This window comes from Pseudomonas sp. S2_A02 (genome assembly GCF_054668495.1).
On record NZ_CP162776.1, the window covers coordinates 3,867,168 to 3,879,915 of the forward strand.

A 12,748-nucleotide genomic window follows, 5' to 3' on the forward strand; every position below is an offset into this window, starting at 1 on the left:
GGACGTGTAATGAAAAAACTTTTCAAGAAAGTCGGCGCATTTCTGCGCCAGACCTGGGTCTGGACCCTGCTGCTGGTGCTGTTTGTCGCGCTGCTGGTGTGGTTGGTCGGGCCAGTGCTGGCGGTCAATGACTACAAGTTCTGGGAGGGGTCGACCTCCCGCCTGCTGACCATCAGTGTGCTGTTCCTGATCTGGGGCCTGACCATGGTCTTCGTCAGCTGGCGCGCCGGTGTGCGTAAAAAAGCTGTGGAAGAAACCGAAGGCGGCCAGGACCGTATCCGTCGTGAAGAGCTGATCGACGAAGAGCAGAAAGAGTTGAAGGTGCGTTTCAAGGACGCCCTGAAAACCCTGAAGACCTCGAGCCTGTATCGAGGTCGCAGCGAACGCTGGCGCAGTGATTTGCCGTGGTACTTGTTGATCGGCCCGCAGGGCAGCGGCAAGACCAGCCTGCTGGACTTCTCGGGCCTTGAGTTTCCGATCAACAAGATCGACCGCAAACTCACCCGCGACACCCTCGGCACTCGGCATTGCGACTGGTACTTCGCCGACCACGGCGTGCTGATCGACACCGCCGGGCGTTACCTGACCCAGCCGGATGCCGAAGTCGATGGCAGCGCCTGGAGCACCTTGCTCGACCTGTTGCGCAAGCGTCGCCGCAACCGTCCATTGAACGGTGTGCTGGTGACCATCCCGGTGGAAATGCTATTGGGCAACACCGAGCAAGACCTCGACACCCTGGCTCGCCAGGTGCGCGCTCGCTTGCAGGATGTTCATCAAAAACTGCACGTCGATGTGCCGGTTTATCTGGTGCTGAGCAAGGCTGACAAGCTGCTCGGTTTCGACGAATTCTTCGATCAACTGACCCGCGAAGAAAGCGATCAGGTACTTGGCACCAGCTTCCGCAAAGAGCAGAACGGTACTGACGTGGCCGTGCTGCGCGCCGAGTTCGAAGAGCTGCTGCGTCGGCTGAACAGCCAAGTGATCATGCGCATGCACCAGGAGCGCGACACCCAGCGCCGTGGTCGCATCCTCGACTTCCCGCATCAACTGGGGCAAATCGGCGAGCGCCTGTGCCTGTTCGTCGACATGGCGTTCACCGGCAACCGCTACCAGCGTGTCAGCCAGTTGCGCGGTTTCTACCTGACCAGCGCACCGCACCTGACTCAAGAGATGGACCAGACCACCGCTGGCATTGGCGCGAACCTGGGCATGAACGCCGGTGTGTTGCCGACCCTGCGCAGCGGCCGCTCGCGGTTTATTCACCATTTGCTCAGCCGGGTGATTTTCCCCGAGGCCGATCTGGCCGGTCTGGACAAGCGCGAGCGCAGCCGCATTCATTGGGGGCAACGTGCCCTGTACGTGGGCGCACTGGCGGCACTGGCGCTGTTCGGCATGCTGTGGGCCGGCGGTTTCTCGGCCAACTATGAGCGTCTGGAAAACCTGCGTTCCCTGGCACAAAACTGGAATCAGCAACGCTCGGCCCTGACCGCTCGCGATGATTCCATGGCGGTGCTCAAGACCCTCAACACCCGCTACGCGGCGACCCAGGTCTTCCCGAACAAAGGTGACGTGTCATACCACGAGCGCGGCGGCCTGTACCAAGGCGAAGACGTCAATCCGGTGGTTAAGAGCGCCTACGAGCGTGAACTTGAAGCGCAATTGCTGCCACGGGTTGCAACACTGCTGGAAGGGCAGATTCGCGCCAACATGAAGGACCGCGAACGCTTGCTCAACAGCCTGCGTGCGTACCTGATGCTGAACATGAAAGATCGCCGCGATGCTGCGTGGCTCAAGGATTGGGTCGCCACCGACTGGTCCCTGCGTTACGCCGGCAATACCGCAGTGCAGAACGGTTTGAACACCCACTTCGAGCGTTTGCTCAAGCAGCCGTTTATCTACCCGCTGAACGATCAACTGGTGGCGCAGGCCCGTCAGGTGCTGCGCAGTGAGTCGCTGGCCAACGTGGTTTACCGGATGCTGCGCGAGCAGGCTCGCAATCTGCCGGAATACCGCCTGAGCCAACACATCGGCCCGCAGGGTTCGTTGTTTGTCGGCACCGATTACGTGATCCCGGGGTTCTACACCCGACAGGGTTATCAGCAGTATTTCTCGGTGCAGGGCGCTGCGCTGGTTACCGATATCCTGCGTGACAACTGGGTGCTGGGCGAAGGCTCGGGCATCAGCGGTATGGACTTGCGTCGCCTGATGGTCGAACTGGAGCAGCTGTACTTCCGCGACTACGCCAACTTCTGGAGCGAAGCGGTCGGGCAGGTTGCCTTGCCACCGATCAACGATGCCGGTGAAGGCGCCGAGCAACTGGCTGGCTTGACCTCCGCCAACTCGCCGGTGCTACAACTGCTGGTGGAAGTGCGTGAGAACACCCGTTTCCAGGTTATCGCAGACAGTGCTGATGAAGCCGCCGATGCGGCTGACAAGCTGGGTGAGAAGGGCGGCAAGTTGGGCAAACTCGCTGCGGCTGCCGCGGACAAAGCGTCGGACATGGCGGCTCATATGGCAAAGCAGCTGCCGGACACCGCGAAGAAATCCCTGCAACGTCGCTTCGAACCGCTGCACCGTTTGCTGGATGACAACAACGGCCCCGCCGCTGATTTGACTCCGGCGCTGACAGCACTCAACGACCTGCAACTGCAACTGTCGAGCCTCGCTCGCGCCAGCGCGCCAGAGCAGGCTGCGTTCGAAATGGCCAAGACCCGCATGAGCGGCCAACGTGATGCGCTGAGCAACTTGCGTAATGCGTCGAACCGTTTGCCGCGCCCTGTCAGCGTGTGGTTCAACGTGCTGGCCGAAGACACCTGGCGTCTTGTGCTCAACGATTCTTACCAGTACCTGAACCAGCGTTATCAGAACGAGCTGTACAGCTTCTACGGCAAGGCAATCAACAAGCGTTACCCGTTCAGCGCCCACAGCACCAGCGACGTCGCGATCAGCGACTTCCGCGAGTTCTTCAAGGCCCAGGGCATCGCCGATCGCTTCTTCGAGAACTACATGCGTCCGTTCGTGAGTGGCGATCCAGGCAACTATCGCCTGCGCAGCATTGACGGTCACAGCGTGCCGATCTCCAAGGTCTACCTCGACCAGATGGGCGCGGCAAAAGTGATTCGCCAGAGCTTCTTCTCGATCAACCCGGCCGAGCCGCAAGTGCAGTTCAAACTGGAGCCGTACACTCTCGACCCGGCCATCAGCCGTTCCGAGTTCAAGTTCGGCGACAAGACCATTGAATACCGTCACGGCCCGATCGTGCCGGTGTCGTTTAAATGGCCGACCGATGCTGAAGACGGTCGCACTAGCCTGGTCCTCGACAAAATGGCCGGTCGCCCGATCGGCATCGAGAAGAACACCGGCCCATGGTCGCTGTTCCGTCTGTTCGACCTGATGCAGACCGAGTACCTGACCGGTCGCGACGTGCTGGTGCTCAAGGCTGACGTAGGTGGCCTGCGCGCCAATTACTTGCTGTCGAGCCAGCGCACGCCGAACCCGTTCGACATGGGCGTGCTGCGTACTTTCCGTATGCCGGTGCAGCTCTGATGCGGGTTGCCAGTCCCTGGCGCAGCGCTGCGCGTACCGATCCGGGCAAGGTTCGGGCGCGCAACGAAGATGCTTTTCTCGACTGTCCACAGCAGGGGCTGTGGGTGGTCGCGGACGGCATGGGCGGTCATCAGGGTGGCGACATCGCCAGCCAGTTGATCGTCGCCAGCCTGGCGGAATTGCCGGTGCAGGACGCCTTCGACGAACGACTCAAAGGTATTCGCCAGTGCCTGCACTGGCTCAACCGCCGCTTGGGTCAGGAGTTGACCGTCACCGCCGGGCGCCATGACAGCATCATGGGCAGCACCGTGGTGGCGCTGCTGGTGGAAGACAATCGCGCGGCCTGCATCTGGGCCGGCGACAGCCGCTGCTACCTGTGGCGCGGCCAGCGTTTGTATCAGCTGTCCAAGGACCATTCGCTGCTACAGCAACTGATCGACGAGCAACAAATGAGTGTCGAAGACGCTCGTGCGCATCCTGCCGCTCATGCGCTGACCCGTGCGGTCGGCGCTGCCGAGCAACTGACGCTGGATGTGTTGGAACTCGAGGTCTATCCCGGCGATGCGTTTCTATTATGCAGCGACGGTTTGTATCAAGGGCTGAGCAGCGATGCCCTGGGCAATGCTCTCAGCCTGACCGCGCCGCACGTTGCGCTGGAGCGTCTGTTCGACGGCGCTCTGCGTGGCTCGGCCCGGGACAACCTGACTGCCGTGGTGATCCGCCAATGACTGAATTCATGCCACCGATCGACGACCTGCTGGTGACCGAGGAAGAAGCCAATAACCTGACTTACTTCGCGTTCGCCAAGCCTTTAAACGGAAAGCCTCTAAACGGAAAGCCGCATCAGGCTGAGCCTGCGCTGGCGCCAACCCGGGGCAGCGTCGGTGAACTGCCCGACGTGCTCGCAGGCCGTTACCGCATCGAGCGCCTGCTCGGTGCCGGTGGCATGGGCACGGTTTACCGTGCACGGGACTTGCTGAGCGAACAGTTCGGCGACCCCGATCCTTACATCGCGCTGAAAATTCTCAGCGAAGAATTTGCCGAGTCGCCGGACGCCAGTGTCTTGCTCTACAGCGAGTTCGCCCTGACCCGACGACTGCGCCACGACAACGTGCTGCGTTTGCACACCTTTGAAGTGGACACCGACTGCCAGCGTGCCTTCATCACCATGGAATTCATGCGTGGGCTGACCCTGGACAAATTACTCTGCGAGCGACCCCTGGGCCTGCCGTGGAAAGAGCTGCGCGACATCGCGCTGCCGCTGCTCGACGCACTGGCCTACGCCCACGCTCGCGGCGTGCAGCATGGCGACATGAAGCCGAGCAACGTCATGCTCAGCGAAGAAGGCGTGCGCCTGTTCGACTTCGGCCTCGGCCAGGCGGAGGAGGGCATCTTGCCCGGCCTGCCGCACCTGAGCCGCAACCGCTTCAACGCCTGGACCCCCGGCTACGCCGCCCCCGAACTGCTCGAAGGCCAGCCGCTGTCGGCCAGCGCGGACGTGTACGGCGTGGCCTGCGTGATCTACGAACTGGCGGGCGGCAAACACCCGTTCCGCCGCTTGCCGTCGACCGAGGCCCGCGACGGCCAACTCGAGCGCGAGCTGCACGCCCCTCGAAATCTACCGAAACACTGCTGGCCAGCCCTGCGAACGGCGCTGGCTTTCGATGCGGCAGATCGAACGATCACTGCTGCCCAACTGCATGACGCTATGGGCGCCACATCGTCTTGGCTGCAACGCCTTCGACTGCGGGCGTAACGGATGACTACCGAACAGGGAGCAAGCAATGTTCAACTCAGCTAACGAAACGCACTTCAGCCTCACAGTCGAAGACTATGTCGGCGACCTGCATGTGTTGTCGTTCACCGGCACTGAAGGCATCAGCCAGCCGTATCGCTTCGACCTGGAACTGGTCAGCGAAAACCCGGACCTGGACCTGGAAAAGCTCCTGCACAAACAGGCGTTCCTCGCATTTGACCCGAAGGGCTCCGGCATCCACGGCCAGATCTACCGCGTCGGCCAAGGCGATGCCGGCAGGCGCCTGACCCGCTACAAAGTCTCCCTGGTGCCGCACCTGCAATACCTGCATCACCGCACCAATCAGCGCATCTACCAGCAGATGTCGGCGCCGAAAATCATCGCGCTGATCCTCGAAGAACATGGCATCAAGGGCAACGCCTACCGCTTCCAGCTGAGCACTCCGTGCCCGGACCGCGACTACTGCGTGCAATACGATGAAACCGACCTGCACTTCGTCCAGCGCCTGTGCGAAGAAGAAGGCATTCACTACCACTTCCAGCACACCTCCAAAGGTCATTTATTGGTCTTCGGTGACGATCAAACGGTGTTTCCGAAACTCGGCCAGCCCACCGCCTATGTGCAAGGCAGCGGCATGGTCGCCGACGAGCCAGTGATCAAAGGCTTCAAACTGCGCCTGGAAACCCGCACCGGCTGCGTCACGCGCCGCGACTACGACTTCGAAAAGCCCAACCTGCGACTTGAAGCCGCGTACAAACCCGACGGCGAAAGCACCGAACCAGACCTGGAAGACTACGACTACCCCGGCCGCTTCCTCGACCGCGCGCGCGGCAAACTCCTCAGCCAACGCGCCCTCGAACGCCACCGCGCCGACTACCAGCAAGCCGAAGGCCATGGCGACCAGACCACCCTAGTCAGCGGCCACTTCCTGGAAATGTCCGACCACCCGCGCACCGAGTGGAACGACCTCTGGCTGCTCACCGAAGTCGTCCACGAAGGCAAACAGCCGCAAGTGCTCGAAGAGTCCGTGACCAGCGACACCACCGACAACAAAGACGACTTCCACCAAGGCTATCGCAACCGCTTCCTCGCCACCCCATGGGCCGTGTTCTACCGCCCGGCCCTGGAACACCCGAAACCCCGCGTGCTCGGCAGCCAGACCGCCATGGTCACCGGCCCCAAAGGCGAAGAAATCCACTGCGACCAATATGGCCGCATCAAAGTGCAATTCCACTGGGACCGCGAAGGTTTGGCGGATGACAAAACCAGCTGCTGGATGCGCGTTTCTTCCAGTTGGGCTGACGACCGTTATGGCGCCATCGCCATTCCGCGTATTGGCATGGAAGTACTCGTCACCTTCCTCGAAGGCGACCCCGACCAACCGCTGGTGACCGGTTGCCTGTACCACAAGGAAAACCAGGTTCCGTACGAACTGCCGGCGAACAAAACCCGCACGGTGTTCAAAACCCTCAGCTCACCGGGGGGCGGTGGGTTCAATGAACTGCGGATTGAAGACAAGAAAGGGGCAGAGCAGATCTTCATCCATGCCCAGCGAGATTGGGATGAAAACATAGAGCATGACCAGAAGATTCGGGTGGGGAATGAGCGCCACGACACCGTTGAGAAGAACACGTACACCGAGCTGAAGGCTGAGGAACATCGGACCACCATCGCCGACCGCAAGACTGAAGTGCGGGTGGATGATCACCTTATGATTGGGCAGAACCAGCATGTGAAGTTGGGAACTGCGCAGCTGACCAGTGTTGGGAAAGAGATTCACCTCAAGGCTGGGGACACAATCGTCATCGAAGCAGGGATGGAACTGACAGTAAAAGCAGGCGGAAGCTTCATCAAACTCGATGCGGGTGGGGTTACCGTGGTTGGGCCGATGGTGAAGATTAATGCGGGTGGGTCGGCGGGCTCGGGGACCGGGATTGGGATTGAACCGCCGGTGTTGCCGGGGGGTGGGTATGACGCGGAGCGTGGGAACGATTAAGTTGGAGACGGGGAAACCATGACTTGGCAGTCATCATGCTGGAAAAGCGGCTCATCTTCTTCTAACGCAACCCGATGGTGGCGTTCTGGCTTGAAGCGGCTACACTGCGCCGGCCGTTCATTTTTCTTTTGAGGCTGTGCGCATGAAATTTCGTTTTCTTTTGTGGATGCTGGGCTGGTTGATGGGTAAGGCCAGTCGGACTAATCCTGCGTTTCAGCAGCAGTTGGGTGACAAGGAGCTTGTATTCCAATTACAGACCCAGGACGGGAAAGTGGCGCGGCATTTCTTTGTGAAGGACCAGCGCATTACCAGCAAGTCGGGCGTGTATGCCGAGCCGGCGTTTGCGATTGCGTTCAAGGACGCGGCGTATGGCTTTGCCACGATGCAGGCGAAGAACAAGCAGTTGGCGTTTATGACGGGGATTCAGGACAAGTCGATTCAGATCAAGGGCAACCCGGCACTGGTGATCTGGTTTCAGGGGTTGACCAAGTATTTGAAGCCGAGGAAGGTCAAGCCGAAAGCTTGAGGTCCTTCAAGTAGCTCGCCGGGATCTGTGAGAGAGCGAGCTCGCCTCTTCAGTCATCCGACTCTGGGGGCTCGTGGGCGTCGAGTGGCTGGCCTCTAAGTCGCTGAACGGATCAAAAGTCATGCGCTTTGTTTCTGTGTGCGCCTTTCCCGAAGATAGCGCCCTTGAAGCGCCAGGATTTCAGACTTGCTGAGAACGCCTTTTCTCTATCATAGCGGGGCTCAGGTTTGAGGTGGTCAGGTAAACCGAGTTGGATTCATCGCGAGCAGGCTCGCTCCCACAGGGATTTAGGTGATCCTTGTGGGAGCGAGCCTGCTCGCGAAGCTTTTAGGCTTGGCTGAATTGCGAGGCCAGTTCGCGCAGCAGCACTTCGGCTTCAAGCACTTTGCTGACGACGTCATTGGCTTTGTCACGCGTCAAACCCACACGCTCCAGCAATGCATCCGGGATGTCTTCATCCGGCCCAGACCCAATGCCGCGACTGCGCAGCAAACGCACGGCCAGGCACACAAGGTTCGGGTATTCGGCGTAGTCGCCGTCGTAGCCTGGGTCGTGCTGGAAGCGCAGGGCAGTGGCCAGTTCTTCCGGCATGTCCCAGTAGCGCATCAGCCATGAGCCGATCTGTTCGCGGCTGATGCCCAGCAGGTGTTGTTCCACGTAGCTGTGGCACAGGTGCGGGTTGACCTCCAGGTGGCGGCAGATCAGCGAGAAGTGTGGCGGAAACACGTGAGCCAGCAGCAAGTAGCCGAAGTTGTGCAGCAGGCCGGCGAGGTAAGTCAGGCCGGCTTCCGGGCGCTGGGCGCGGGGCATGGCGCGGGTCAGGCCTTCGATGACGGCGGCGGTGTAGATCGATTGCTGCCAGTACGGTGTGGTGTGTTGCGGGTGGTCTTTGGGCAGGCTCAGGGTTTTGCCCAGGGCCAGACCCAGCGCCAGGTTGATCACCAGGTCGAAACCCAGCACGCGGACGATGGCGTCTTCCACTGAACGAATCTTGCCCGGCGAGGCGTAGTACGGTGACGCTGCCCAACTGACGACTTGTGCGGCCAAGGCCGGGTCGGTTTCCACCACTCCGGTGATGTCGTCGATGGTGGCGTTGGGGTCGACGCGCAGCTTGATGATTTTCTGCGCGGTCTCGGCCAGCGGCGGAATCTCGATGGTCTCTTCCAAACGTTGCTGGATGCGCCGCGCGGTGAACGCTTGCACGGCCTGGGTGATTTCCTCGCGGTCATCGTCGGGGCGGTCGAGGTTCGGGCGGATGCTGTGCACGGCTTCGCCGAAATTGCCGGCGCTGGCCTTGGTCAGCATGGTTTTGAAATCGTCGCTGGAGATTTTCAGCAGCACGCCCGGCTCACCCGGGTTGATCAGCAACGTCGGTTCGCGCAGCAGGCTTTCTTCATACAGGCACGGCGAGCTGGTGAGTGCCGGCAGGCCGGGCAGCAGGCTCAGGCTGTGTTTGCCGAGCATCTTTACCTGGCGTTCGGTGGGTACAGCAGTCAACCGGCGGCCAGTGAGTTCGGCGAGGCGGTTGAGGTCCAGCAATTGGTTCTGGGGGAACAGCACCATGAGCGTGCCGACGGCATCGTCCAGCAGAACTGCCTGCACTTTACGCGCGGCGTTCAGGCCGTGATGGTCGAGGACTTCCTCGTAGGCGATGCCCTGCTTGTCGAGCAGCAGCCGAATAACAGACGGAGCGTGCGGGGTTTCGGGGGCGAGGGCAGCTTCTGTCATGGTCTGTATCCGTTTTCAAACAATTGCAGGAGTATAACCAGCTTGTTTAAAGCCAGGGCCCAGAAACTGCGACAGTGCTCACACTTGGCCGTATTGCTGCCCATGGCGTAGCCAGCGGTCGAGCAGTGGGCTGACGTGATCCGGCCAGCGCTCGAGCAAGGCTTGAGCGGCGTCGCGTACGGCGGGCAGCAAATCGGCGTCGCGCATCAGGTCTGCGACCTTGAATTGCAGCAGGCCGGTCTGGCGCGTGCCGAGCATTTCGCCGGGGCCGCGCAGTTCGAGGTCTTTTTCAGCGATGATAAAACCGTCGTTGGTTTCACGCATGATGCCCAGCCGCTGACGACCGATCTGCGACAGCGGAGGATGGTAAAGCAGCACGCAATGGCTGACGGCGCTGCCCCGGCCGACGCGGCCACGCAATTGGTGTAGCTGCGCGAGGCCGAGGCGTTCAGGGTTTTCGATGATCATCAGGCTGGCGTTGGGCACGTCGACGCCGACTTCGATCACCGTGGTGGCGACCAGCAGTTGCAGGTTGCCCATTTTGAACTCGGCCATGACGGCGGCTTTCTCGGCGGGCTTCATGCGGCCGTGGATCAGCCCGACCTTCAACTCGCCGAGGGCGGCGGTGAGGTCTTCAAAAGTAGTTTCGGCGGCCTGACAGGTCAGCTCTTCAGACTCTTCGATCAGCGTGCACACCCAATAGGCCTGACGCCCTTCGGCACAGGCGCCGCGCACCCGTTCGATCACTTCGACGCGCCGGGTATCGGTGACCAGCACCGTGTTTACAGGCGTACGGCCGGGCGGCAGTTCGTCGAGGATCGAGGTGTCGAGGTCGGCGTAGGCACTCATGGCCAACGTCCGGGGAATCGGCGTGGCGGTCATGATCAGCTGGTGCGGACACATCCGCCCACCGACGCCTTTCTGCCGCAATGCCAAGCGCTGCTGCACGCCGAAGCGGTGCTGTTCGTCGATGATCGCCAGCGCCAGGTTCTTGAACTGCACTTCTTCCTGAAACAGCGCGTGGGTGCCGACCACCATTGGCGTACCGCTGGCGATTTGCTCCAGCGCGGCCACGCGATTTTTGCCCTTGAGCTTGCCGGCCAGCCACGCGACTTCGATGCCCAGTGGCTCGAGCCAGCGTTTGAAGGTGATGAAATGCTGCTCGGCGAGAATCTCTGTGGGCGCCATCAATGCGACCTGATAACCGGCCTCCAGCGCTTGCAATGCGGCGAGGGCAGCGACCACGGTTTTGCCGGCGCCCACGTCGCCCTGAATCAGCCGCAGCATGGGTTCGTGCTGACTGAGGTCGTAAGCGATTTCGTTGCCGACCCGTTGCTGGGCGCCGGTCGGCGTGAAGCCGAGGTTGGCCAAATACAGAGCGGGCAGCTTCGTGGCTTTTGGCATCGCCGGGGCACGCAGGGAGCGCATGCTCTCGCGCAGGCGCTGCTGAGACAATTGATGGGTCAGCAGTTCTTCGAATGCCAGCCGATGCTGCGCCCAGTGATGACCGAGGGCGAGCTCGTCGACATCGGCATCGGCGGGCGGGTGATGCAGGTAACGGATTGCATCGGCCAGCGGCGCCAGTTGATAGTCCCGGGCCAGTTCGGTCGGCAGCCAGTCGGGCAGGCTGCTGGGGCCGAGCAGGGTCAGGGTTTGCATGCACAGTTGGCGCAAACGCTGCTGTGTCAGGCCTTCGGTGAGCGGGTAGACCGGGGTCAGGGTTTCATCCACCGGCGGCGGCTCGTCGCCGGTGATGGCGCGGTATTCCGGGTGGTAGATCTCCAGCCCCGACGCACCGGGCCGCGCTTCGCCGTAGCAGCGAATGCGCGTGCCGCGTTTGAGGCCTTCTTTCTGGGCGTTGCTGAAATGGTAGAAGCGCAGGCTGAGCCCGCCGGTGCCGTCCTGCAAGCGGACAACCAAACTACGTCGCCGGCCCATGACCACGTCGGCGCCGCTGACGGTGCCTTCGATCACGGCGTCTTGCCCGGGTCGCAAATGGCCGATCGGGACCACGCGGGTGCGGTCCTGATAACGCAGCGGCAGGTGGAACAGCACGTCCTGGAGATTCTCCAGGCCGACCTTGGCCAGTTTCTCGGCCATGGCTTCGCCGACACCCTTGAGTGCCGTCACCGACACTTGCGACAACTCGGTCATGGTAGCGACTTAACCGGCCACCACCGGCGCTGGCGGCTTGGCCACCGAGCACAGGCGAATGGAGTCGGCGAGAATTTCAATCGCCTTTGGCCGCGGGAAGCTCGCGCGCCAGGCGATGGCGACGGTGCGGAACGGCACTGGCGCGCTCAATGGGCGAACTTCGATCACGCCGGGAGCGTAGTGATGGCTGTCCACCGCCGATAGCGGCAGGATCGAAATACCCAGGCCGGACGCGACCATGTGGCGAATGGTTTCCAGCGAGCTGGATTCCACCGTGGTGTGTTTGGCGCCGTCGTTGCCTTTGGCCAGGGTCGGGCAGGCTTCCAGCACTTGATCGCGGAAGCAGTGGCCTTCGCCGAGCAGCAGCAGGCTCTTGTCGTTGAGCAGGGCGGCGTCGATGGATTCTTTTTGGGTCCACGGGTGCTGGGCCGGCATCAAGACGTAGAACGGCTCGTCGTAGAGCTGCAAGGTCAGTACGTCGGCTTCGTTGAACGGCAGGGCGATGATGATCGCGTCGAGCTCGCCGTTGCGCAGTTTGTCGCGCAGCACGTGGGTGAAGTTTTCTTCGATATACAACGGCATCTGCGGGGCGACCCGGTGCAGTTGTGGAATCAGGTGCGGGAACAGGTAGGGGCCGACGGTGTAGATCGCGCCGACTTTCAGCGGCGCGGTCAGCTGGTTCTTGCCGGCCTGGGCCAGTTCGCGGATGCCTTGGGCCTGTTCCAGGACTTTCTGCGCCTGGGCGACAATGCCTTCGCCGACCGGCGTCAGGCGCACGGCGCTCTTGCTGCGCTCGAAAATCAGCACACCGAGTTCGTCTTCAAGCTTTTTCACGCCCACCGACAAGGTCGGCTGGCTGACGTGGCAACGCTCGGCCGCGTGGCCGAAGTGCTGCTCTTGGGCGAGGGTAACGATGTAGCGTAATTCTGTGAGAGTCATAGCAAGCGTCCATGAAGTTGCGGGCCAAGCATACCGGCTGCAATCGATAGACGCACGTTATCAGACTGAGTGTGCTGAGTGACACAGGGCAATGCGGGTTTGG

The 12,748-nt window shown here is 61.4% G+C and carries 7 protein-coding genes and 1 pseudogene; 5 read left to right on the forward strand and 3 right to left on the reverse strand.

Going from position 1 to position 12,748, the window contains the following annotated elements; genetic code table 11:
• Positions 1-9: 9 nt before the first annotated feature.
• The 5 genes and pseudogenes from tssM to AB4O41_RS17610 all read left to right on the forward strand — a co-directional run bounded on the left by tssM (position 10) and on the right by AB4O41_RS17610 (position 7,824).
• The gene (gene tssM / locus AB4O41_RS17590; protein WP_460144101.1) at positions 10-3,546 is read left to right on the forward strand and encodes a type VI secretion system membrane subunit TssM; all 3,537 of its coding nucleotides are present in this window, start codon (positions 10-12) and stop codon (positions 3,544-3,546) included.
• Positions 3,546-4,274: a PP2C family protein-serine/threonine phosphatase gene (locus AB4O41_RS17595; protein WP_460144102.1), complete on the forward strand. Its 729-nt coding sequence runs from the start codon at positions 3,546-3,548 to the stop codon at positions 4,272-4,274. The genes tssM and AB4O41_RS17595 overlap by 1 nt, the downstream gene beginning before the upstream one ends.
• Complete coding sequence (locus AB4O41_RS17600; protein ID WP_460144103.1) at positions 4,271-5,302, forward strand: serine/threonine-protein kinase; 1,032 nt, start codon at positions 4,271-4,273, stop codon at positions 5,300-5,302. The genes AB4O41_RS17595 and AB4O41_RS17600 overlap by 4 nt, the downstream gene beginning before the upstream one ends.
• 28 nt (positions 5,303-5,330) lie before the next feature.
• Positions 5,331-7,292, forward strand: a pseudogene (locus AB4O41_RS17605) (type VI secretion system Vgr family protein); the annotation flags it as partial.
• A 148-nt stretch (positions 7,293-7,440) separates the two neighbouring features.
• On the forward strand, positions 7,441-7,824 hold the full coding sequence (locus tag AB4O41_RS17610) for a helicase (RefSeq protein WP_460144104.1): 384 nt from the start codon (positions 7,441-7,443) through the stop codon (positions 7,822-7,824).
• A 327-nt stretch (positions 7,825-8,151) separates the two neighbouring features.
• On the opposite strand, the gene AB4O41_RS17615 is transcribed toward AB4O41_RS17610, so the two are convergent.
• From AB4O41_RS17615 to AB4O41_RS17625, 3 genes are all read right to left on the reverse strand, one after another.
• Entirely contained in the window at positions 8,152-9,552 is a 1,401-nt protein-coding gene (locus tag AB4O41_RS17615; protein ID WP_460144105.1) for an aminoacyl-tRNA deacylase and HDOD domain-containing protein, read from the reverse strand.
• A 78-nt stretch (positions 9,553-9,630) separates the two neighbouring features.
• Complete coding sequence (gene recG, locus AB4O41_RS17620; RefSeq protein WP_460144106.1) at positions 9,631-11,706, reverse strand: ATP-dependent DNA helicase RecG; 2,076 nt, start codon at positions 11,704-11,706, stop codon at positions 9,631-9,633.
• A 9-nt stretch (positions 11,707-11,715) separates the two neighbouring features.
• A complete protein-coding gene (locus AB4O41_RS17625) occupies positions 11,716-12,645 on the reverse strand; it encodes a hydrogen peroxide-inducible genes activator (protein ID WP_008007618.1) in 930 nt (309 codons plus the stop codon).
• Positions 12,646-12,748 lie beyond the last annotated feature (103 nt).